The sequence below is a fragment of the Segatella salivae F0493 genome (assembly GCF_000477535.1).
Lineage (GTDB): Bacteria > Bacteroidota > Bacteroidia > Bacteroidales > Bacteroidaceae > Prevotella > Prevotella salivae.
In genome coordinates this window covers 409,308-431,352 of sequence record NZ_AWGW01000007.1, presented here as the reverse complement: position 1 = coordinate 431,352, position 22,045 = coordinate 409,308, and the positions used below count along the sequence as shown (strand labels likewise).

General features: G+C 41.4%; 22 protein-coding genes. 15 read left to right on the top strand and 7 right to left on the bottom strand.

Annotation, left to right across the window (positions count from 1 at the left end; all coding sequences use genetic code 11):
* Positions 1-23 precede the first annotated feature (23 nt).
* The 7 genes from HMPREF9145_RS04420 to HMPREF9145_RS04395 all read left to right on the top strand — a co-directional run bounded on the left by HMPREF9145_RS04420 (position 24) and on the right by HMPREF9145_RS04395 (position 6,210).
* Entirely contained in the window at positions 24-1,346 is a 1,323-nt protein-coding gene (locus HMPREF9145_RS04420) for a 5-methylcytosine restriction system specificity protein McrC (protein WP_021824934.1), read from the top strand.
* A 130-nt stretch (positions 1,347-1,476) separates the two neighbouring features.
* The gene (locus HMPREF9145_RS04415; RefSeq protein WP_007135456.1) at positions 1,477-2,004 is read left to right on the top strand and encodes a YceD family protein; all 528 of its coding nucleotides are present in this window, start codon (positions 1,477-1,479) and stop codon (positions 2,002-2,004) included.
* A 29-nt stretch (positions 2,005-2,033) separates the two neighbouring features.
* Entirely contained in the window at positions 2,034-2,219 is a 186-nt protein-coding gene (gene rpmF, locus HMPREF9145_RS12715; protein WP_007135457.1) for a 50S ribosomal protein L32, read from the top strand.
* Positions 2,219-3,238, top strand: a complete 1,020-nt coding sequence (locus HMPREF9145_RS04410) for a beta-ketoacyl-ACP synthase III (protein WP_021825131.1) — start codon at positions 2,219-2,221, stop codon at positions 3,236-3,238. Before rpmF ends, HMPREF9145_RS04410 begins: the two co-directional genes overlap by 1 nt.
* A gap of 98 nt (positions 3,239-3,336) precedes the next feature.
* Positions 3,337-4,218: a GTPase Era gene (gene era / locus HMPREF9145_RS04405; protein ID WP_007135459.1), complete on the top strand. Its 882-nt coding sequence runs from the start codon at positions 3,337-3,339 to the stop codon at positions 4,216-4,218.
* Between the two features lie 233 nt (positions 4,219-4,451).
* Positions 4,452-5,765: a ribosome biogenesis GTPase Der gene (der, locus tag HMPREF9145_RS04400; protein WP_007135460.1), complete on the top strand. Its 1,314-nt coding sequence runs from the start codon at positions 4,452-4,454 to the stop codon at positions 5,763-5,765.
* Between the two features lie 52 nt (positions 5,766-5,817).
* Positions 5,818-6,210, top strand: coding sequence for a hypothetical protein (locus HMPREF9145_RS04395; protein ID WP_036906552.1), 393 nt, complete (start codon positions 5,818-5,820; stop codon positions 6,208-6,210).
* Positions 6,211-6,228: 18 nt separating this feature from the next.
* On the opposite strand, the gene HMPREF9145_RS04390 is transcribed toward HMPREF9145_RS04395, so the two are convergent.
* Positions 6,229-7,017, bottom strand: a complete 789-nt coding sequence (locus tag HMPREF9145_RS04390; RefSeq protein ID WP_021825043.1) for an ABC transporter ATP-binding protein — start codon at positions 7,015-7,017, stop codon at positions 6,229-6,231.
* The gene (locus HMPREF9145_RS04385; protein ID WP_021824990.1) at positions 7,014-7,772 is read right to left on the bottom strand and encodes an MlaE family ABC transporter permease; all 759 of its coding nucleotides are present in this window, start codon (positions 7,770-7,772) and stop codon (positions 7,014-7,016) included. The genes HMPREF9145_RS04390 and HMPREF9145_RS04385 overlap by 4 nt, the downstream gene beginning before the upstream one ends.
* A gap of 248 nt (positions 7,773-8,020) precedes the next feature.
* On the opposite strand from HMPREF9145_RS04385, the gene lptB reads away from it, so the two are divergent.
* From lptB to recQ, 8 genes are all read left to right on the top strand, one after another.
* On the top strand, positions 8,021-8,800 hold the full coding sequence (gene lptB, locus HMPREF9145_RS04380) for an LPS export ABC transporter ATP-binding protein (protein ID WP_021824842.1): 780 nt from the start codon (positions 8,021-8,023) through the stop codon (positions 8,798-8,800).
* Between the two features lie 79 nt (positions 8,801-8,879).
* On the top strand, positions 8,880-9,158 hold the full coding sequence (locus HMPREF9145_RS04375) for a hypothetical protein (protein WP_007135465.1): 279 nt from the start codon (positions 8,880-8,882) through the stop codon (positions 9,156-9,158).
* 574 nt (positions 9,159-9,732) lie between these two features.
* The gene (locus tag HMPREF9145_RS04370; protein ID WP_036906549.1) at positions 9,733-10,149 is read left to right on the top strand and encodes a hypothetical protein; all 417 of its coding nucleotides are present in this window, start codon (positions 9,733-9,735) and stop codon (positions 10,147-10,149) included.
* Positions 10,150-10,362: 213 nt separating this feature from the next.
* Positions 10,363-12,681, top strand: a complete 2,319-nt coding sequence (locus HMPREF9145_RS04365) for a TonB-dependent receptor domain-containing protein (protein ID WP_021824986.1) — start codon at positions 10,363-10,365, stop codon at positions 12,679-12,681.
* A gap of 194 nt (positions 12,682-12,875) precedes the next feature.
* Entirely contained in the window at positions 12,876-14,228 is a 1,353-nt protein-coding gene (gene tig / locus HMPREF9145_RS04360) for a trigger factor (RefSeq protein ID WP_021824872.1), read from the top strand.
* A 173-nt stretch (positions 14,229-14,401) separates the two neighbouring features.
* On the top strand, positions 14,402-15,067 hold the full coding sequence (gene clpP / locus HMPREF9145_RS04355) for an ATP-dependent Clp endopeptidase proteolytic subunit ClpP (protein ID WP_007135470.1): 666 nt from the start codon (positions 14,402-14,404) through the stop codon (positions 15,065-15,067).
* 3 nt (positions 15,068-15,070) lie between these two features.
* On the top strand, positions 15,071-16,315 hold the full coding sequence (clpX, locus tag HMPREF9145_RS04350; protein WP_021824974.1) for an ATP-dependent Clp protease ATP-binding subunit ClpX: 1,245 nt from the start codon (positions 15,071-15,073) through the stop codon (positions 16,313-16,315).
* A 91-nt stretch (positions 16,316-16,406) separates the two neighbouring features.
* A complete protein-coding gene (recQ, locus tag HMPREF9145_RS04345; protein ID WP_021825058.1) occupies positions 16,407-18,584 on the top strand; it encodes a DNA helicase RecQ in 2,178 nt (725 codons plus the stop codon).
* Positions 18,585-19,088: 504 nt separating this feature from the next.
* On the opposite strand, the gene HMPREF9145_RS04340 is transcribed toward recQ, so the two are convergent.
* Genes HMPREF9145_RS04340 through HMPREF9145_RS04320 form a run of 5 tightly spaced genes read right to left on the bottom strand, consistent with a single transcriptional unit; the run spans position 19,089 to position 21,953 of the window.
* Positions 19,089-19,625: a 2-oxoacid:acceptor oxidoreductase family protein gene (locus HMPREF9145_RS04340; protein ID WP_021824881.1), complete on the bottom strand. Its 537-nt coding sequence runs from the start codon at positions 19,623-19,625 to the stop codon at positions 19,089-19,091.
* Positions 19,626-19,640: 15 nt separating this feature from the next.
* A complete protein-coding gene (locus HMPREF9145_RS04335) occupies positions 19,641-20,408 on the bottom strand; it encodes a thiamine pyrophosphate-dependent enzyme (protein WP_021824835.1) in 768 nt (255 codons plus the stop codon).
* Positions 20,401-21,492, bottom strand: coding sequence for a 3-methyl-2-oxobutanoate dehydrogenase subunit VorB (locus HMPREF9145_RS04330; protein WP_021825055.1), 1,092 nt, complete (start codon positions 21,490-21,492; stop codon positions 20,401-20,403). The genes HMPREF9145_RS04335 and HMPREF9145_RS04330 overlap by 8 nt, the downstream gene beginning before the upstream one ends.
* A 14-nt stretch (positions 21,493-21,506) precedes the next feature.
* Positions 21,507-21,737: a 4Fe-4S binding protein gene (locus tag HMPREF9145_RS04325; protein ID WP_007135477.1), complete on the bottom strand. Its 231-nt coding sequence runs from the start codon at positions 21,735-21,737 to the stop codon at positions 21,507-21,509.
* A 36-nt stretch (positions 21,738-21,773) separates the two neighbouring features.
* Positions 21,774-21,953, bottom strand: a complete 180-nt coding sequence (locus HMPREF9145_RS04320; RefSeq protein ID WP_021824819.1) for a tetratricopeptide repeat protein — start codon at positions 21,951-21,953, stop codon at positions 21,774-21,776.
* Positions 21,954-22,045 lie beyond the last annotated feature (92 nt).

The following is a 22,045-nucleotide window of genomic DNA, read 5'->3' as shown; positions in this document are numbered from 1 at the left end:
GATGGCTTCAGAAGATTTGGTTTATGCAGATAGAATTGACAGATAATAACAGCGTAAGTGCGAATAACCGATTCCAAAGGGATGATATTGCGGCGCTGTTTCCATTTGGTGATAAAACAATTTCTGAATTATGTCGTGATCATGAGCACTTGCTTGTGTTCCCTGAAAGCATAGAAGAATGTGATGATGAAATAGGAAATGGAACATTATATTCTATCCAAAACACAGATAATCCTGACGAAGTACAAGTTGTTACGGGTAATATTATGGGCTTTGTTGGTATCGGTAATATCAAACTTAAAATCAAATCGCGGTTTGATTTGGGGCAGAATGACTATTTCTTACATTATATGTTACAGAAGGTTTTGGCGCTAAACATGTTCGATTTAGATTTGAATAGTGGTGAAGAAGGACTCTCAGAACTCTTAATGTTGATGTTTCCTCATCTTCTTAAATCAGCCATACAGCAAGGTGTTTTCCGTCAATATCAATGTTATAATCATAATGATTCAAACGTACATGGGAGTATAAATGTGAGCCAACACCTGCGAAACAATGTTCCATTCTCAGGGAGATTTGCTTATACAACGCATGAGTATAGCCGTGATAATGATGTTACTCAGTTGATAAGACATACCATAGAATTTATGCAATCAACGCATTTTGGGCGATGTGTATTGTCTTCTTGTCGTGAAACTACAGAGAACATAAAGATAATAAAGCATTATACCACCTTATATAATAAGGTGGAACGAGCGGTTGTTATCAATCGAAATCTGAGATTGAAAAGCCATCCTTATTATACGAAATATCGCTCATTACAATTGCTTTGCATTCAAATATTGCGCATGGAAGAGGTGAAATATGGCGAAGATGATAATGAAATACATGGTGTTTTGTTTGATGGTGCATGGTTATGGGAGGAATATGTTGCCACACTTCTTAGAGATTGTCAGTTCATACATGCCGAAAATAGACTAAGAAAGAAAGGAATCGCTTTATTTACCGATGGTAGTGGGCTTCGTTATCCTGACTTTTATAATGACGAAATGGTGTTGGATACGAAGTATAAACGTTTGGAAGAGTGTAAAAGGGTTGCCGAAGTTGATCGTAATGACATTCATCAAATCATTACATATATGACAGCTTTGCACGTTAAGAGAGGTGGTTTTGTTGCTCCTTTGACAGCAAAGACTGAAGAAATAGTCACTGCTCACTTAAGAGATGGTGTCTCAATGATAGGTATTTATGGCGTTCAGATTGCGACTTCTGCATCTTCTTATATTGAGTTTGTAGTCCAAATGCGACACCATGAAAAGGACTTTTTGGCATCAATAGAATCATGAAAGATTATAATATGAATGATTTTTAAATAACAGATAAGACGTTTTGAAGTTAAAGTAAGTCTTATAAATAAGATTTTTTTAACGCTTTCATTGGCAAATTTCAGAAAATATTTGTAACTTTGCAGCCCGTATGGCAAGTTCAGAAGCCTATAAAATAGACTTAAAAGCGTTGGAGGAAGGGCAGACAGTGCTTGAATTCGACTTAGATGATGCATTTTTTCAGTCACTTGAGGCTGCCGAAGTGCAACATGGTTGTTTACATACTACGCTGGCAGTGAACCGCATTGGTGACTGCTTTGATTTGAATTTCCATACAGTTGGCAGCGTCGTTGTGCCCTGTGATCTTTGTCTTGACGACATGGATCAACCCATTGTGGCAGACCAACGGATGGCTGTTAAGCTCGGAGATAGCTACTCAGAAGACGATGATCTTGTGACGGTGGCCGAGGAAGAAGGAATACTCGATGTCGCATGGTACGTCTATGAATCCATTGAACTCAATATCCCCATCAAGCATGTGCATGCACCTGGAAAATGCAACCCTGCGATGATACGGATGCTCGAGGAGCATTCTGCTACCCGAAGTAGTGGGAGTGATGATGAGACTACAATGGATCCGCGTTGGGAAGCGTTATCCAATTTGAAATTAGACGAATAATAAAATTAAAGATTAAAAATTAAAAGATTATGGCACATCCTAAAAGAAGACAGTCAAAGACTCGTACACTCAAGAGAAGAACGCATGATAAGGCAGTGGCTCCAACGTTGGCAGTATGTCCAAACTGTGGCGCTTATTATGTTTATCACACTGTATGTCCAACGTGTGGATACTATAGAGGCAAGGTCGCTGTTGTTAAGGAAGTAGCTGAATAATGGGAAATATCAACGCTATCATCACGGGTGTAGCCGGCTATGTGCCTGATTATGTCCTCAATAATGAGGAACTTTCTCGCATGGTTGATACCAATGATGAATGGATAGTCACACGAACAGGCATCAAAGAACGTCGTATTCTTACCGAAGAAGGACTTGGAACTTCGTATATGGCGCGTAAGGCTGCGAAGCTTTTGATGAAGAAAACCGGTGCAGATCCTGATAGCATTGATGCCCTTCTTGTTGCAACCACCACCCCAGATTACGTACATCCCTCAACCGCATCTATCGTTTTAGGCAAGCTTGGATTAAAGAATGCGTTTGCATTTGACTTTTCTGCTGCTTGCTGTGGATTCATGTATGCGCTTGATGTGGCTTGTAACATGATTCAGAGTGGCCGCCATAAACGTATCATCGTTATTGGAGCAGACAAGATGTCGTCAATAACCGATTATCAAGATCGTGCTACTTGTCCACTGTTTGGTGATGGAGCAGGTGCTGTTTTGGTAGAAGCTACAGAGGAAGAGAACATTGGTTTGATTGACTCTTTCCATCGAACAGATGGCAAAGGACTACCATTCTTGCATGTCAAAGCAGGCGGTTCGGTTTGTCCTTCATCTCATTATTCTGTGGATCATCGTATGCATTACACCTATCAAGAGGGTCGTTTTGTGTTCCGTTATGCCGTTACTGCCATGGGCGATGACTGCGAAGAACTCTTAAAACGCAATCATTTGACGATGGATGATGTTAACTATATCATACCTCATCAAGCCAATTTGCGTATCATTGAGGCTGTAGCCAAGCGCATAGGTGCACCAATGGATAAGGTGTTAGTTAACATTCAACGTTACGGAAACACAAGCGCTGCGTGCATGCCACTTGTGCTTTGGGACTTCGAAAAAGACTTAAAGAAAGGTGATAACATCATCTTTACCGCATTTGGAGCAGGATTTGTCAACGGAGCTTCATATTTAAGATGGGCTTATGACGGTGCTTCAGTAGCTACAGTGAAGTAGTTTTAACAGGCAATATATACAAAAGGGCGCATCTTTCTTATTCTAATAATAAGATGATGCGTCTTTTTGTTTGAAATAAACAATTAGTAAACATCGTTATGCATAAAGCAGGTTTCGTAAACATTGTAGGCAATCCGAATGTTGGAAAGAGTACATTGATGAACCAACTTGTAGGAGAACGTATCAGTATTGCTACGTTTAAGGCTCAGACAACACGCCATCGTATCATGGGAATTGTTAACACTGAGGACTGTCAAATCGTCTTTTCCGACACGCCAGGTGTATTGAAACCCAACTACAAGATGCAGGAAATGATGCTTGCTTTCTCTGAATCTGCGCTTAAAGATGCCGATATTCTGCTCTATGTTACTGATGTTGTAGAGAATCCTGAGAAGAATATTGACTTCTTAGATAAGGTGAAACAGCTTCCGATTCCAGTGATTTTGCTTATCAATAAGATTGATGAGAGCAATCAAAAAGAACTCGGAACGATTGTCACCAAATGGCATTCATTACTTCCTAATGCAGAGATTCTCCCCATTTCTGCCAAGAATAAGTTTGGGGTTGAACTCTTGATGAAACGCATTAAGGAGCTTCTTCCCGAGTCACCCGCTTATTTTGACAAAGACCAGCTTACCGATAAGCCGGCTAAATTCTTTGTAAGTGAGATGATAAGAGAGAAGATTCTGCTCTATTATGATAAGGAAATCCCTTATAGTGTGGAGGTGCGCGTAGAGCAATTCAAGGAGACTGACACTTCGATTCATATCAATGCGGTGATTTATGTGGAGCGCGATAGTCAGAAAGGAATTATCATCGGCCACAAAGGAATAGCCTTAAAGAAGGTTAGTTCCGAAGCGCGTAAGGCGTTAGAAAAGTTCTTTGATAAGAAAATCTATCTTGAAACCTTTGTCAAAGTCGATAAAGACTGGCGCTCTTCTCAGCGAGAACTCGACAGCTTTGGCTATAACCCAGAGTAAAAGGGGAGGCTTATGGCAAGCTAATTTGCCTTAAATCATCCGATGTTTTCATGCTAATTGCAATGCAATATGACGTGTTTCACCGACCAATTGCAGGCACTTTAATCGACAAGTGAACAGACTTGGAAAGATAAAAACAAAAAGATAATCATTTGCCCTGAATTGAAAGAGGGCACACTCTCCGTCACACGGAGGGCCGAAGAATGTATAACTTCAGTAATTAAACAAACAGTATGTCAAATTTAGTAGCTATTGTAGGTCGCCCAAATGTAGGCAAGTCTACGCTCTTTAACCGCCTCACACAGTCTCGTCGCGCTATAGTCAGCGACACAGCAGGCACAACTCGTGACCGCCAGTATGGCAAATGTTCTTGGAATTCAAAAGAGTTTTCAATCGTAGATACAGGAGGTTGGGTTGTAAATTCCGACGATATATTTGAAGATGCGATACGTCGTCAGGTGCTTGTTGCTACAGAAGAGGCTGACTTAGTACTCTTTCTTGTCGATGTTTCGACCGGAGTCACCGACTGGGATGAAGATGTAGCCATGATTCTTCGACGCGCAAAACTACCCGTTATCCTTGTAGCCAACAAGGTAGATAATAATAGTGAGTATTACGAAGCAGCCGAATTTTATAAGTTAGGCTTAGGAGAGCCGCAGTGTATCAGTGCTGCTACGGGTGGGGGTACAGGCGATTTGCTCGACCTTATCATTGATAAATTGCCCCAAGAGAACCCAGAAAGCGTTGAAGAAGAGATTCCAAGATTTGCTGTAGTGGGTCGTCCTAATGCAGGAAAAAGCAGTATCATCAATGCTTTTATAGGCGAAGACCGTAACATTGTGACCGAGATTGCGGGTACAACACGTGATAGTATTTACACCAGATACGACAAGTTTGGCTTTGATTTCTATCTTGTTGACACCGCAGGAATACGTCGTAAGAACAAGGTTAGTGAGGATTTGGAGTTCTATAGCGTAATGCGCTCTATCCGAGCAATAGAGAATAGCGATGTGTGTATCCTCATGTTAGATGCTACAAGAGGTGTAGAAGCACAGGATATGAATATCTTTCAGCTCATACAAAAGAACAAAAAGAGTCTTGTAGTCGTTGTAAACAAGTGGGATTTAGTAGAAGATAAGTCGCAGAAAGCAATCAATACGTTCGAAGCTGCCATACGAAACAGGATGGCACCTTTCGTTGATTTCCCTATCATTTTCGCTTCAGCTTTGACGAAACAACGTATCTTCCGTGTGCTCGAAACAGCCAAACAAGTTTATCTTAACCGTAAAACGCACGTGGGAACCTCTAAACTTAACGAGGTGATGTTGCCGTTAATAGAAGCTTTTCCGCCTCAAAGTGTCAAGGGAAAGTATATTAAAATCAAGTATTGTACACAGCTTCCAAACACTCAAATCCCTTCGTTTGTGTTCTATGCAAACCTCCCTCAGTATGTGAAAGAAAACTATCGACGTTTCTTAGAGAATAAAATTAGGGAGAATTGGAGTATGCATGGTTGCCCAATCAACGTGTTTATACGTCAGAAATAAAAGGTCTTCTCTTTCCTCATTGCTATGGGGAAAGAGACATTTTATTATGGTTATGAGGAAGATTCTAATTGTTTTATGTTCTCTTTGCTTGCTTTTCAGCTGTAAAAAGCAAGAGAAGGATGCTGCAGAGATTGTCGGAAAGACGGCTAAAATCTATTATGATTATTTGCTACACGATAATTATGAGGCCTTTGTTGATGGCTCATATCGTCCTGATAGCATTCCCCCTTCTTATCGAGAACAATTGATTGCCAATGCAAAGATGTTCATTGGACAGCAGAAAGAGGAGCATCAGGGCATCAAAGAGATTACGATTAGCAACGCAACAATAGATACTTTGCATCACACAGGCAATGCTTTTTTGCTGTTTTCTTATGGAGATAAAACAACCGAACAGGTGATAGTACCTATGGTTGAGCGTAAAGGCGTGTGGTATATGCGATGAGTTTGCAGAAAGAATTCTTTATTCTTTCGGCCCCATCTCATTGTTATGTTCCTCAGTTTCCACTTCTTTCACCTTCTTGAAGAGGTCACTTGCAAACACAAGGTCATTGAGTTTCTTGTTTGTTGAGTTGATAATCTCGTCCTTATTCCCTTGCCATTCCTTGTGACCTTTATAGATAAAGACGATATTTTCGCCTATACCCATCACAGAGTTCATATCGTGTGTGTTGATGATTGTCGTGATATCAAACTCTTTTGTGATTCCCGATAGCAGGTCATCTATAACTAACGACGTCTTAGGATCAAGTCCTGAGTTCGGTTCATCACAGAAAAGATACTTCGGATTGAGTACAATTGCGCGCGCTATTGCTACTCGTTTTTGCATGCCTCCAGATATTTCACCGGGAAATTTCTGTTGCGCTTCAATCAGATTCACGCGATCTAAGCACTCCTGGGCACGCTTTACACGTTCCCGATAGTTCATCGTTGAGAACATATCTAAGGGAAACATCACGTTCTCTAATACCGAAAGAGAGTCAAAAAGCGCTGCATTTTGGAAGATCATACCCATTTCTCGCCGCATCATCACCTTTTCTTTTTTAGACATAGTGACGAAGTTTCGGTTGTCATATAGCACCTCTCCGCTTGTGGGTTCAAGCAAACCGACAAGGTTTTTGATTAAAACAGTCTTTCCACTACCGCTTTGTCCGATAATCAAATTCGTCTTTCCATCTTCAAAAACGGCATTGATGTCCTTCAGAACTTCCTTATCTCCGAACGATTTATATAGGTGTTTAACTTCTATCATGACAGTAATTGGGTTAAGAATACATCTGAAAATAAGATCAAAACGCTGCTACTTACAACGGCATCTGTACTGGCTTTGCCCACTTCTACAGACCCTCCTTCAACAGTATAACCAAAGAATGACGACACACTTGCTATGATAAAGGCGAAGAACATGCTTTTAAGTATGCTCATCCAAATAAACCATGAGTTAAAGGAATGCTGTATACCAAGGGTCAAATCGTCTGGAGTTAGCAGGTGACCTATATAAGCTGTGCTATAAGCTCCAAGGATTCCGAGTGCCGAACTGAATATAACCAGGAAGGGCATCATCGTGACTAAACCTAATATTTTGGGTAGAATTAGGTAATTGGCTGAGTTTACTCCCATGATGTCTAAGGCGTCAATCTGTTGTGTAACGCGCATAGTTCCAAGCTCAGAAGCTATGTTTGAGCCGACCTTTCCTGCCAAAATCAAACACATAATGCTGCTGGAGAACTCCAAAAGCATGATTTCTCGCGTCGTATATCCTGACACCCAACGTGGCATCCAGGGGCTTTGGATGTTGACTTTCATTTGAATGCAGATTACTGCTCCAATGAAAAAAGAAATCAACAACACAATACCTATGGAGTCAACACCAAGTTGTGACATCTCTTTTGTATAGCGTTTGAAAAACATTCTCATCCTATCGGGGATGGCAAATGAACGCCACATCAATATGAGATAACTCCCAAAAGTGGTAAGATAGTTGTATAACGGCTTGAAAATAAACATGATAATTATCCTAATTCTTATTCCTTGCAAAAGTAACCAAATTCTTCAGAAAATCTACTATAATTGAGATAGTTTTTCTTTTTTTATTTTGTTATCCTCACAAATTCAACTAACTTTGTATCAAATTAAATGTTTTCATAGTCATCAATGAATGTGATTTGTGAGGCATTTCTTGTTATACTAATCGTAATTTGGTTTTGTTGAGAGGTGAGACGATTACCGATGAGCAACAAACAAAACATAGATTTATGGACGAAACACATTTGACTACACTCCGAACTGAGGGACTTGTCAAGAGATATGGCAAGAGAACGGTGGCTGATGGGGTAAGTATCAGCGTCAAACAAGGCGAGATTGTTGGCCTACTTGGACCCAATGGAGCAGGTAAAACCACATCGTTTTATATGACAACGGGTAATGTTGTGCCCAACGAAGGCCATGTATATCTCGACGATGAAGAGATTACTAACTACCCCGTTTATAAGCGGGCACGCACCGGAATAGGTTATCTTCCACAGGAAGCCAGTGTGTTTCGCAAGATGAGTGTAGAGGATAATATCATGGCAGTGCTTGAGATGACGAAACTCTCTCATGCAGAACAAGTAGAGAAGTTAGAGAGTTTGATTAATGAATTCCGCTTAAACAAAGTGAGAAAGAATAAGGGTGATCAGCTCTCTGGAGGCGAAAGAAGACGCACAGAAATAGCGCGTTGTCTTGCCATTAACCCTAAATTCATTATGCTTGACGAGCCTTTTGCGGGCGTAGACCCTATTGCTGTGGAGGACATTCAGCACATTGTGTGGCGCTTGAAGTATCGAAACATAGGCATCCTCATTACGGATCACAACGTGCAAGAAACGCTTTCTATCACCGATCGCGCTTATCTCTTGTTCGAAGGACGCATCCTTTTCCATGGCACTTCCGAGGAGTTGGCTGCCAATCCCATTGTGCGCAAGAACTATTTGAGCGATAATTTCGTCTATCGTAGATTCAAACCAAACGAAGAAGACGAGGCTTATGAAAGGTAAGAAGATAAAAAGCTGACGGCATCAAGCGAGAGAACGAACGATAATCCGTGTCATCACAATTCATAAAACCGTGCATGTTATGAAACTTTTCATGAAATATCAATGGCTTCTTTATGTCATAGGGTGGTTCATTTTCCAACTGTTCCCGGCTTATTTCCGGCTCACTTCTGTGGCGGATGAGTTTATTCCGTTTCTTTTTATTGTGGGAATAATCGTGATAGCTATATGTTCTTTCAACTTTGGTGCAGCCAAAGGAAGAGTTGCCGGCTGGCTGATGTTTGTGCTTTCTGTGATTGTTGAGGTCTTCGTTGCCTTAACTACGTTCTTCCTCTTGTTAGGACAGAGCTGGCAAAATTAGTTTCCTGGGTTCGTTCTTTCTTGTTTTTCATCAGCCACTTTTCATCAAAACGGCTTGCGATTTCATCTGATGATTGCCCTATGAGCGGTGGAGTCGAGTGAGGTTCAGACCACTTTGAGCTGATGTTTCTTAGGTTACGAAAAGGATGATAAAAGCATATCAGGTGTTCACTGTGCTCACATGACCAAACAATTCAAGTCATTTCGTCTTGCAATCTGACGCAAAACAATCGGTGTTTTCAGTCAAATTATCTCATGATTTCAGTCAGTTTGTTTTCTCTTTCCATGCAAGGCTTGGCTTGTTTTGTTCTTATCTCAGCAATATGTTGAGCCACAGTGTGTTATGAAGTGATAAAGCATAATCTGTGTTTTGAAAGAAACAAGCCTTTGCTTTTAATAGCTTTCTTGTATAAATGGGTTTATCAATCATCATCATTAGCTCCAACCTATACGCTGTTTTGCATGAAGACAGAAAACGGAATAATCTTTGTTGCATTGACTTTTCTTTCTAAATAATTTGCAAGTTTGGTGGTTTCTCTCTATATTTGCACCATAAATATCTAAAAGATTGTATGATGAAAAGATTATTAATTATCTGTATTGCAGTGTTAACAGCTTTCACCGCTTTCGCACAAACAGGGGATTCGGTAAAAGATTTGAAACAACAGAAGAAGGCTTTGATGCTTAATGCTAAGTTGAAAAAGCTGCAAATAGACTTTGAAAAGGAAAAGGCTGGCTACGATGAACTAACAAAAGAGGCTGCAGAGGCTAATGCAACAGCTAATTCTGTAACCACAGACTTCAGCACTTCTGATGCATCAAGCACCGTGAAAGATGCTAAAGCAACGATTAAGAAGCTTAAAGAGGCAAAGAAAGTAAACAAGAAGTTGGCTAAGAGTCAAAAGAAATTGAAAAAACTGCAAAAGAAGATTGACAAGACACAAGAGAGCATCAATAAGCTTGATTTGGTCGTAAAGATTCACGAGAATTAATTTTTTACCAACGATAGTGCGTCGTCTGAAGGGCTGATAGCACTTGAATCATAGAGGTATAACAAAGAAAATTTGTTGTATCTCTATTTTTTTTGCATCATGATGTCACAATAACAGCATTACAACGTATAAGGAGTATATATGAAAAAAATAAGAGGCGATGCAACTTTTTGAAGCGTTTGAACGTCTCATGATAAAGTAAATACTAATCGAATGAAAAAGAAACTTCTCGTAACGAGCCTTCTGTGGTTTTCTGTTGTCAGTGCTTTTGCTGCACCATCAGTTGTTGGAAAGGTGGTTAATGGGCAGCAACAGCCTCTACCTTTCGTTAATGTTGTTGTGTTAAATCCTGCTGATTCAACCTTCATTCAGGGTGCAGTGACCGATGAAAATGGGCAGTTTCACATTGATGTTCCCCAGGAACAACGTTATTTGTTGAAGCTAACATCTGTGGAATATGCACCACTTTTCAAGCAGATTGATGGCGATGATGCAGGTATCTTGACCCTTACCGAGCAGGTACATGCCTTGAAAGAAGTCGTTGTGAAAGCTAATCGGCCGCAGTTTAAGCCTGTTGCGGGTGGCCTTTCTGTCGACATTGCCAACACACTTTTGGCTCAAACGGGAACGGCTACCGACGTACTTCGTCAGCTGCCTCGCGTCAATGTGGAGAATGATGGCAGTGTGAACGTGTTTTCAAAAGGCACACCTGAAATCTATATTAATAACAAAAAGGTGCAAAACAAGAGTGAACTTGAACAATTGAAGTCTACAGATATTAAGACCGTTGAAGTCATTACGAGTCCCGGTGCACGTTATAATGCGACCGTGAAGAGCGTGATTCGCATTAAAACTAAACGCTCACAAGGCGATGGTTTGAGCTTCCGTGCCGACAATAACATCAAGTATAACACCTATGTTTCAGGCTTCCAGGAAGACTATCTCAAGTATCGTCATGGTGGATTTGAAACCTTTTTAGATGCTTATGTGTATTCTTCGGTCTACGCACAAGACCCATATATCAGCGACGAAATCAATGGAACAGACCATATTGTGCTTGACCAGCACATACGAATTAAAGAACGTACGAACGGACTTTATGGCAAATGGGGGGCAAGTTACGACTTCGATAGCGACAATTCTATAGGTGGAAGTTACACGTTGACACGTGAATTCTATGACAAAGGAGATGCGCTTGGAGCTACGCAAGACGTCACGAAGAACGGCAATCTGATAGGCCATATCGACCAAGACTATACATCTCATGGGCTTGAAGGACCCAATCATGAAGCCAATGCCTATTACTTGGGAAAGTTGGGTAACATGAAAATAGACCTCAACTTGACGGCGTTGTGGAATAAAGATGCAGGAAGAAAACAGAGCAAAGAGGTAAGTTCACAGCTACAAAGCCAAACAGTTACAACGCATAATGAGCAAAAGAATCATCTTTGGGCAGGCAAATTAATCCTCTCTTACCCTTTATGGAAGGGCACATTAAATGTGGGAACAGAGCTCACAAGCACTTATTCGTTCGGCCAATATAGCAATGATGGTGGGGTGGTTAGCAATAGTTTGACTGAGATGAAAGAGCGAAACACGGCAGGATTTGCCGAATATGAGTTTGCGTTTGGTAACTTTTCAGCCAATGCCGGCTTGCGTTATGAGCACGTAAAGTCTAATTATTATGAAGCAGGTATATATCAATCAGGTCCCAGCAGACGCTATGCCGATTGGTTTCCTTCGTTATCTTTGGCTTGGCAGAAAGGCAAATGGGGAGTTCAAGGCAGTTATGTTTGTAAGATAGCTCGCCCAAGTTATAACTGGCTTCGTAATGAAATGCAATATGATAACCGTTATCTTTATGAGGGAGGAAACCCTTATCTGCGTCCTGAAAGAGTGCAAAGCGTAAGCCTTTCTGGTAATTATTCGTGGCTGAATGCCGAGGTAGGATATGAATATACCAAGGATAAGATGCTCAGGACAGCTACACTTTACAATGGACAGGATATTGGAGTAACTAATAATTCCAATTTCGATAGCTATCAATATCTTTATGCTTCACTCACAGCTTCGCCCAAATTTGGGTGGTATCAGCCTACGTATGAGTTGAATTTTGGCTGTCAGCATTTTGAAACAAAAGATTATTCATTGGATAAAAACATGAATAAGCTGACGGTTTCTTTCTCTCTTCGCAATCGTTTTTCGTTGCCTCATGACTTCAATGTGTATGTGAATTTGAATCATAACTTTAGTAGTTATTACGGCGTTAACTTAGTAAAACCGAACACTAACCTTAGTTTGCAACTGATAAAGCAGTTCTGTCATAAGACGTGGACCGTCAACTTGTTTGTCAACGACTTGTTGAAGACCAGTTTTTCAAAGACATACACCTACGGAAATCATGTCAATCTATGTCTGTCAGGCTATGAATTCTCACGTCGTTTAAGCCTCACTGTGACCTATAACTTTAACGCTTCACAAAGCAAATATAAAGGAAAAGGTGCCGGAGCTGGGGAGAAAGGCCGTATGTAATGGGTTTTGTTGGCCAATGAGTTGCAAGTATCAGTAAGGCAGAAAGCTTGAAAAATAGGCCTGAAATGGTTCATCTTTATGGTTAAAAAAACAAATTTTTCTATTATATATTAGGTATATTCATTAATTATGAGTAATTTTGCGTCCCGTAATTTGTGCGAATAATAATAATAATATAAATAAAAACATCAGAGATGAAGATTTCATTTGAGAATCCGGACAAGGTGAATGGTCTGTTGACTATCACTGTTGAAGAGGCAGATTATCAGGCAAGTGTCGAGAAGACATTGAAAGATTACCGCAAGAAAGCCAACTACCCAGGCTTCCGTCCGGGTATGGTTCCAATGGGACTGATAAAGAAACAGTATGGCGCATCAGCCAAAATGGATGCTATCAACAAACTCATTGGTGAACAGATTTACAAGTATATGCAGGACAATAAAATCCAAATGTTGGGTGAACCGCTTCCTTCTGAGAAGCAAGAAGCTCAAGATTTAGAGAAACCTGCGCCTTATACGTTCGCTTTTGACATTGCCGTTGCACCGGAATTCAAAATAGAATTGAACGGACATAATAAGATTGATCACTATACTATCATAGTAGATGACGCTCTTATCGACCGCCAAGTAGAGATGTTTACCTCTCGTAATGGTACCTATGAGAAGGCAGAAAGCTATGAAGATAACGATATGTTGAAGGGTGATTTGCGTGAGCTTGATGAGAAAGGCAATACAAAAGAAGACGGAATCACAGTTGAAGCAGCTTCTATTTTGCCTAATTATATCAAGGATGAGGCTCAAAAGGCACTCTTCAATGGCGCAAAACTCGGCGACATTATTACGTTAAATGTAAGCAAAGCCTTTGAAAACGAAGCAGAGATTGCTTCACTTCTAAAGGTTGAACGTGATCGTGTGAAGGATATTAAGTCTGATTTCAGCTATCAAATCACAGATATTCAGCGTTACAAGAAGCACCCAGTAGATCAAGAACTCTTTGATTCTTTGTTTGGAAAAGACACAGTTAAGAGTGAAAAAGAGTTCCGTGAGAAGATTGCAGAGGGTCTAAAAGAGCAGCTTGCAGTTGATGCTGACTATAAGTTTATCCTTGATGTACGTGCTTATTGCGAGAAGAAGGTGGGCAAACTTGAATTCCCTGATGCTTTGTTGAAGCGTATTATGCTGAACAACAACAAGGACAAGGGCGAAGAGTTTGTTGAGAAGAACTACGAGCAAAGCATCAAAGAACTTACTTGGCACTTAATAAAGGAACAACTTGTTGCTGATAATCAAATCAAAGTTAATGATGAAGATGTACTCAATGCAGCTAAAGAAACCGCACGAGTTCAATTCGCTCAGTATGGTATGAACAATGTACCTGATGAGTATGTAGAGAACTATGCCAAGGAGATTCTAAAGAAACGGGAGAATGTTGACGGCCTCGTTGATCGCGCTGTTGACATCAAATTGACTGACGCTTTGAAGAAAGTTGTGAAGCTAAATGAAAAGGAAATCAGCCTCGATGACTTCAATAAGATGATGAGCGAGTAATTGTTTTTTTTGAAAAAAAACTTCTTTTATAAGAGGTTATCGACTTTTTTTATTATCTTTGTCTATATGAAGACAAGCTGAGATGAATCTGCTTTTGGCATCATCTTTGCAACTATAGATAATAAATAAGGTGGATAACCTCCTTTTTTTGTCTTTAATTAAAACATAACGCTATGAATGATTTTAGAAAATATGCCACTAAGCATTTAGGAATGAGTGGGATGGTGCTTGATGATGTCATTAAGTCTCAAGCGCAATATCTTAACCCTTATATTCTCGAAGAACGCCAATTGAACGTTACTCAGATGGATGTGTTCTCACGATTGATGATGGATCGCATTATCTTTCTTGGTACAGAGATAGATGATTATACTGCCAATACATTGCAAGCTCAGTTACTTTATCTTGATTCTGTAGACAGTGGGAAGGATATTTCCATATATATCAACAGCCCAGGGGGTAGCGTAACAGCCGGTCTTGGCATTTATGACACGATGCAATTCATTAGTAGTGACGTGGCAACGATATGTACAGGAATGGCTGCATCTATGGCTGCTGTGCTCCTCGTTTCAGGCCAAGAAGGTAAACGTTCGGCGCTAACCCATAGCCGAGTAATGATACATCAGCCTCTCGGTGGTGTGCAAGGACAAGCTTCCGACATAGAGATTGAGGCCAAAGAGATACAGAAATTCAAGAAAGAACTCTATACAATCATCTCTGAACACTCACATACTCCCTTCGAAAAAGTATGGAAAGATAGTGATCGAAACTATTGGATGACTTCTCAAGAAGCAAAAGAATATGGCATGATTGATGAGGTATTGGTTCGTAAGAAGTAAACTATGGCAAAAAAAACATGTAGTTTTTGTGGCAGAAGTGAAAGCGAAGTGCGGCTGCTTATCACTGGACTTAATGGATACATCTGTGAGGATTGTGCCAAGCAGGCCTATGATATTGTACGCAGTGCGGGCGTAGCTGGTTCAGATACTGCTACAAATGACCAGGAGGAACCTTTTAAATTAAAGAAAGTTCCCAAGCCAAAGGAGATAAAAAAATACCTTGATGAGTATATCATCGGGCAAGATGAAGCCAAACGTTTCTTGTCCGTTTCGGTGTATAATCACTATAAACGTCTGCAGCAACCTACCGATGAGGATGGTGTTGAGATTGAAAAGAGTAACATCATCATGGTGGGTAGCACGGGAACGGGTAAGACTTTGCTCGCACGTACTATTGCAAAGCTGCTTGATGTGCCTTTTACCATCGTCGATGCAACGGTATTTACCGAGGCAGGATATGTGGGAGAAGATGTTGAAAGTATACTAAGCCGCTTACTTCAAGTTGCAGATTACAATGTTGCTGCAGCCGAACGGGGTATTGTTTTCATAGATGAGATTGATAAAATTGCACGTAAGAGCGACAATCCTTCTATCACTCGAGATGTCAGCGGCGAGGGCGTTCAGCAAGGTTTACTAAAGCTTTTAGAGGGAACGATGGTCAATGTACCTCCAAAAGGCGGTCGAAAACATCCCGATCAAGACTATATTCATGTCGACACAAAGAACATTTTATTCATCTGTGGCGGTGCTTTTGATGGTATAGAACGTAAGATTGCCCAGCGAATGAATACCCATGTGGTCGGTTATAACTCTGTACAGAACGTGGCAAAGATAGATAAGAGCGACCTCATGAAATATGTTCAGCCAATGGATTTGAAGTCCTTTGGATTGATTCCCGAGATTATTGGTCGTCTACCGGTACTCACTTATCTCAATCCTTTGGACCGCGAAGCATTGCGTCGCATACTGGTTGAGCCGAAGAACTCAATCATCAAGCAATATAAAAAGCTGTTCGAAATGGATAGCATTAAGCTAAGTTTCGAAGAGGATACACTCGATTTCATCGTGGATAAGGCTGTAGAATATAAGTTAGGTGCACGTGGTCTGCGCTCAATTGTTGAGTCAATCATGATGGATGCGATGTTCGAAGTGCCGTCAAAACGGATGAAAGATTTTGTCGTTACACTTGACTATGCGAAGAATCAATTAGACAAGTCTTACTTACAAAATCTTGATAAGACTGTATAAACAATGAATCCGGGCGATAAAAGCTATCGTCCGGATGCCCAATGAAAAACAAAACTATCGCTAATGGATAGGGATGAAGTGAGCTAATGGTATGGCAAAGGACACAAATCTATTACAACAACTAAAACATTATTTCGGCTTTGACAAGTTCAAAGGCGACCAAGAAGCAATCATTCTCAGTCTAATGGAGGGGCATGATACGTTTGTTTTGATGCCCACTGGAGGTGGAAAGAGCCTGTGTTATCAGCTTCCTTCACTCATCATGGAGGGCACTGCAATCGTCATTTCGCCACTGATTGCCCTGATGAAGAACCAAGTTGACGTCATAAACGGCATGAGTGAAGACGGTACTGTGGCTCATTATTTGAACTCATCTCTCAACAAATCAGCCATCCAACAGGTGATGGATAACGTGCGAAGTGGCAAGACCAAGCTGCTCTATGTGGCTCCAGAATCGCTCAATAAGGAAGAGTATGTAGAATTCCTCAAGTCGATTCACATTTCATTCTACGCCATTGATGAAGCTCATTGCATATCAGAATGGGGGCACGACTTCCGTCCGGAGTATCGCAATATACGTCCAACGATCAACAAAATTGGCAATGCTCCCGTCATAGCTTTGACTGCAACAGCGACCGACAAGGTGCGTACTGACATCAAGAAGAGCCTTGGAATTATGGATGCCCACGAGTTTAAGAGCTCATTTAATCGGGCAAATCTCTACTACGAAGTACGGCCAAAGACGAATGATGTGGATAAACAAATCATCAAATTCATTCGTCAACACGAGGGAAAGAGTGGCATTATCTATTGTCTTTCACGTAAAAAGGTGGAAGAACTTGCCGAAGTTCTCAAGGCTAACAATATTAAAGCAGCTCCTTATCACGCAGGTCTTGATAGCGCAACACGCTCACAAACCCAAGACGATTTCCTCATGGAACGCATCGATGTCATTGTAGCTACCATTGCATTTGGCATGGGTATCGACAAGCCTGATGTGCGTTTTGTTATCCATTACGATATTCCGAAGAGCTTAGAAGGCTATTATCAAGAGACGGGTAGAGCCGGTCGAGATGGTGGAGAGGGGCTGTGCATCGCGTTTTATGCCCAGAAAGACCTCAATAAATTAGAGAAATTTATGGAAGGAAAGCCTGTTGCCGAGCAGGACATTGGACGCCAGTTGCTACAAGAAACGGCTGCCTATGCAGAGTCTTCTGTATGCCGTCGCAAGATGCTTTTACATTATTTCGGAGAAGAATATCCCCATGATAATTGTCACAACTGCGACAATTGTCTCCATCCAAAAGAAAAGATTGAGGCGGGAAATGCCTTGAACATTGTTCTAAAAGCAGTGCTTGCACTAAAGGAAAACTTTAGACAAGAGTATGTCATTGACTTCATAAAAGGTCGTGGAACGGATGATATCTTGTCGCATAAACACGACCAATTAGAAGACTTTGGGGCTGGAGAGGACGAGGATCCGAAGTTATGGAACCCCGTCATTCGACAGGCATTAATAGCTGGTTACCTTAAAAAGGATGTAGAAAACTATGGACTTTTGAAGATAACTTCAGCCGGAAAGCGCTTCATAAAGCATCCAACTGAGTTTATGATTGTGCGTGATAATGAGTTCAAAGACGACGATTATGAAGAGGGAGGTGAGGCTGTTGGTATGGCTCTTGACCCCGAATTGTTTGCTATGTTGAAAGGACTTCGCAAGCAAATGGCCCAGAAACTCGGCGTTCCAGGATATGTAATCTTCCAAGATCCATCGTTAGAACAGATGGCAACAATGTATCCGATAACGGTTGAAGAGCTTCAACAGATTCAAGGAGTTGGGGCTGGTAAGGCTAAGCGTTATGGCAAAGAGTTTCTTGAACTCATTAAAAGGCATTGTGAAGACAATGGTATTGAGCGCGCCGAAGAACTTCGCGTGCGTACTGTTGCCAAGAAAAGCATCATCAAAGTAAAGATTATTCAGAGCATAGATAAGCAGTTGGCACTCAATGATATCGCTGAATCTTTGGGCCTTTCTTTCGATGAATTACTTGATGAAGTGGAGGCAATCGTTTATAGTGGCACTAAGATTAACATCAACTATTTCATTGAAGAGGTGATTGACGACGAGCATGTTGACGATATTTATGAGTATTTTCGTGAGAGTGAAACCGATAGTTTGGACGATGCTATCAATGAACTTGGCGACGAATACAGTGAAGATGAAATCCGATTGGTAAGAATTAAGTTCCTATCGGAAATGGCAAACTAAGCCGTTTTGACATTTGTTGTCTTATTTCGCAAATGATTTTATAGGATACGCATATTTGAATCGTGGGTTACTTCCACTTCAAATATGCGTTATTTTTTTATTATCCACAAAACGTTGCTCCTCAAAGGATTATCCCTTTTCTGACTTTTTGCGTTGTCATCTCATGCAAATAATCGTGTGAATAGCGTCATTTCACACGATAAAATGAGCCTAATTACACGTCGATATGCGTCATTTCACAACATGATTAAACATTGCAATGCGTGGGAAAATATAATACCGATGGCGCAGAATCAAATCATCTATCATGTGGTTTATGCAAAGATGCAAGATGATGTATATACATTACGGCGCACAATGATTGACATTGTACGCCGTAGCCTTTGAAATCATAGCTTCACGCTATTTTTATTGCATTCCGTTTTCAATTTATCATAGTTCAGAAATGATAGAAAACAACAACTTGTTTTTGCAAAAGCGTGAAACTCTTCTATTGAAAAGCCTCTATTTTATCATCTTCTTGCCTTCCTCCACAGCCTGCATATTTAGTGGAATGAGGTGGTGGTGGCGTTCTGGAAGCGATTTGAATAGAGCCTTTTGTAGTCCATCCGTACTGACAACTGGACAGACTTTAAGGAGACCTCCAAGTACAATCATGTTGAAAACCTTGGCGTTTTTCATCTCCGCAGCCTTGTCCATAGCGTCTATTCTGTAGACTTTGATGTCGTCTCTCGTAGGCAGATTAACGATGCCAAAGCCGTCATAGATGAGCATTCCGCCAGGTTTTAGCTTCGGCATAAACTTATCTAACGAAGGCTGATTAAGCACAATGGCCACATCATACTTGCTAAGTATGGGCGAAGAGATGCGTTCATCGCTGATAATCACCGTCACATTAGCCGTTCCTCCGCGTTGTTCGGGGCCGTAGGCAGGCATCCAAGTGACCTCTTTTCCTTCGAGCATACCCGAATAAGCGAGTATCTTTCCCATGGAAAGCACACCTTGTCCGCCGAAGCCTGCTATGATAATTTCTGTTTTCATACGTTTACTTGTTGTTTAAAGTGAGGTTGTATCCTTCAAATCTCCTTTGGGATACTTCTCAAACATGTGTTGCTCCATCCACTCGTTAGCCTTTAATGGTGTCATCTTCCAACCGCTGTTACACGTTGATACAATCTCAACGAGACTTGAACCAAGTCCTTTCATTGAGGCTTCGAATGCCTTTCTGATAGCTTTTTTGGCTTTATGAATGGCAGGAACAGTCTCTACACTCTGGCGTGTTACATAGCAAGTGCCCTCCAAACGGCTGGCTAAATCCGTGATGTTTAGAGGGTAACCATGCAGTTCTGCATCGCGACCATACGGGCAGGTTGCAGTCTTTTGACCTAATAAAGTGGTTGGCGCCATCTGCCCACCAGTCATGCCATAGATAGCATTATTAATGAAAATAATCGTGATATGCTCGCCTCTGTTGAGCGAATGGATGGCTTCTGCTGTTCCGATACAAGCCAAATCACCATCTCCCTGATAGGTAAACACAAGGCGATCGGGCCAAAGGCGTTTAATGCCTGTAGCCAAAGCGGGAGCACGTCCGTGTGGCGCTTCTTGCCAATCGATGTCAAGATAGCGGTAAGCGAATACCGCACAACCTACCGGGCTGACTCCAATGGCCTTGTCTTCCATGCCCATTTCGGCGATGACTTCAGCCACAAGCTTATGTACAACGCCGTGAGAACAGCCTGCACAATAGTGCATAGCAGTGTCGTTCATGAGTTTAGGTTTCTCATAAACTAAGTTTTCTGGTGATATGATGTCGTTATTCATTGTCGATAAGTTTAGTCTCTAAAGCGTCTACAATCTCTTCAGGATCGGGCACGATACCGCCTAATCGTCCGAAATGTGCTACGGGAATGTTGCTTCCTACAGCCAGTTTGACGTCTTGAATCATTTGTCCTGCATTGATTTCTGCCACAAGTATGCCTCTCTTTCCGGCCGAAGCTTCGCGCAATTCCTTTTCAGGGAAAGGCCAAAGTGTTATGGGGCGGAAGAGTCCTACTTTGATTCCGCGTTCCCGAGCAAGTTCCATGCTCTTCTCAGCAATGCGAGATGCGCTACCAAATGACACGACAATATAGTCAGCATCATCACAATTTGTCATCTCACAACGCGTTTCATTGTCTTTGATTTGCTGATATTTCTTTTGCAGATGCAAGTTCTTTTGTTCCATCACTTCAGGCATAAGTTCAAGTGAAGTGATGATATTTGGTGCACGATGTTTAGTGCGTCCCGTTGAAGCCCAAGGGCATTCGCGGATAACTTCCTCTTCTGTTCGGCGAGGTTTCATAGGGGGAAGCACTACCTTTTCCATCATCTGACCGATTACTCCATCGCTTAATATCATTGCAGGATTACGGTATTTGAAAGCCAAAGTGAATGCTAAGTCGACGAAATCTGCCATTTCTTGCACAGAGTTTGGCGCGAGAACGATGACATTATAGTCTCCATTTCCACCACCACGAGTGGCTTGATTATAATCGCTTTGACTCGGTTGGATGGTTCCTAAGCCTGGACCTCCACGCTGAACATTCACGATAACACCGGGTAATTCGGCTCCCGCCATGTAGGAAATACCCTCTTGCATTAACGCAATTCCAGGGCTTGAGCTACTTGTTAGCACGCGTTTTCCGGCGCCAGCTCCGCCATATAGCATATTGATAGAAGCCACTTCGCTCTCTGCTTGCAATACAACCATGCCAGTGGTTTCCCATGGTTTGAGTTGTGCAAGGGTTTCAATGATTTCGCTTTGTGGTGTAATCGGGTAGCCAAAATAACCATCTGTGCCACATCGAATGGCTGCATGTGCGATGGCTTCGTTACCCTTCATGAGTTTAATTTCTTTCTCTTCCATAGATTTGATCATGTTTAATCAAGTTTCTTTCGATAGACAGTGATGCAGCCATCGGGGCAAACTATGCCACAAGCAGCGCATCCGATGCAGTCATCGGGATGGATTGCTTCGACATAAGTGTAGCCACTTACGTTGACTTTCCTGTCGGCCAGCGCGATAACGTCTTTCGGACAGGCCGCTACGCAAAGCGAACAGCCTTTACAACGGTCCTCGTTAACAACGATGGCACCTACTACTTTTCCCATAATGTGATTGATATGTGTTTGTTGTCGATGACACTCCTAAGGATTATACATGTCTTTGCAATAGAAAGCATATATGGATGCGAGCATCTTTTTGGCTTCAACGGCGGGACTATTAGCATCGAGTGCAATGGATTCCATATAGGCTTCCATAGCACGTTTGAAGTCACCTTGCCGGCGAAAGTCATTGCCAAGGATGTAAAATTCTTCAGATGTCATGTCGTTATATGTCTTTGTTTAAACAAAATTACGATACACAAAGACTTACAACAAACATTCAATGTAATTTTAAGCTATATTAAAATAGTTTT

Bases quoted from the DNA above. Each gene is read 5' to 3' on its own strand.
- HMPREF9145_RS04420 (WP_021824934.1), top strand. From the start codon at position 24: ATGCAGATAGAATTGACAGATAATAACAGCGTAAGTGCGAATAACCGA.
- HMPREF9145_RS04415 (WP_007135456.1), top strand. From the start codon at position 1,477: ATGGCAAGTTCAGAAGCCTATAAAATAGACTTAAAAGCGTTGGAGGAA.
- rpmF (WP_007135457.1), top strand. From the start codon at position 2,034: ATGGCACATCCTAAAAGAAGACAGTCAAAGACTCGTACACTCAAGAGA.
- HMPREF9145_RS04410 (WP_021825131.1), top strand. From the start codon at position 2,219: ATGGGAAATATCAACGCTATCATCACGGGTGTAGCCGGCTATGTGCCT.
- era (WP_007135459.1), top strand. From the start codon at position 3,337: ATGCATAAAGCAGGTTTCGTAAACATTGTAGGCAATCCGAATGTTGGA.
- der (WP_007135460.1), top strand. From the start codon at position 4,452: ATGTCAAATTTAGTAGCTATTGTAGGTCGCCCAAATGTAGGCAAGTCT.
- HMPREF9145_RS04395 (WP_036906552.1), top strand. From the start codon at position 5,818: ATGAGGAAGATTCTAATTGTTTTATGTTCTCTTTGCTTGCTTTTCAGC.
- HMPREF9145_RS04390 (WP_021825043.1), bottom strand. From the start codon at position 7,017: ATGATAGAAGTTAAACACCTATATAAATCGTTCGGAGATAAGGAAGTT.
- HMPREF9145_RS04385 (WP_021824990.1), bottom strand. From the start codon at position 7,772: ATGTTTATTTTCAAGCCGTTATACAACTATCTTACCACTTTTGGGAGT.
- lptB (WP_021824842.1), top strand. From the start codon at position 8,021: ATGGACGAAACACATTTGACTACACTCCGAACTGAGGGACTTGTCAAG.
- HMPREF9145_RS04375 (WP_007135465.1), top strand. From the start codon at position 8,880: ATGAAACTTTTCATGAAATATCAATGGCTTCTTTATGTCATAGGGTGG.
- HMPREF9145_RS04370 (WP_036906549.1), top strand. From the start codon at position 9,733: ATGAAAAGATTATTAATTATCTGTATTGCAGTGTTAACAGCTTTCACC.
- HMPREF9145_RS04365 (WP_021824986.1), top strand. From the start codon at position 10,363: ATGAAAAAGAAACTTCTCGTAACGAGCCTTCTGTGGTTTTCTGTTGTC.
- tig (WP_021824872.1), top strand. From the start codon at position 12,876: ATGAAGATTTCATTTGAGAATCCGGACAAGGTGAATGGTCTGTTGACT.
- clpP (WP_007135470.1), top strand. From the start codon at position 14,402: ATGAATGATTTTAGAAAATATGCCACTAAGCATTTAGGAATGAGTGGG.
- clpX (WP_021824974.1), top strand. From the start codon at position 15,071: ATGGCAAAAAAAACATGTAGTTTTTGTGGCAGAAGTGAAAGCGAAGTG.
- recQ (WP_021825058.1), top strand. From the start codon at position 16,407: ATGGCAAAGGACACAAATCTATTACAACAACTAAAACATTATTTCGGC.
- HMPREF9145_RS04340 (WP_021824881.1), bottom strand. From the start codon at position 19,625: ATGAAAACAGAAATTATCATAGCAGGCTTCGGCGGACAAGGTGTGCTT.
- HMPREF9145_RS04335 (WP_021824835.1), bottom strand. From the start codon at position 20,408: ATGAATAACGACATCATATCACCAGAAAACTTAGTTTATGAGAAACCT.
- HMPREF9145_RS04330 (WP_021825055.1), bottom strand. From the start codon at position 21,492: ATGGAAGAGAAAGAAATTAAACTCATGAAGGGTAACGAAGCCATCGCA.
- HMPREF9145_RS04325 (WP_007135477.1), bottom strand. From the start codon at position 21,737: ATGGGAAAAGTAGTAGGTGCCATCGTTGTTAACGAGGACCGTTGTAAA.
- HMPREF9145_RS04320 (WP_021824819.1), bottom strand. From the start codon at position 21,953: ATGACATCTGAAGAATTTTACATCCTTGGCAATGACTTTCGCCGGCAA.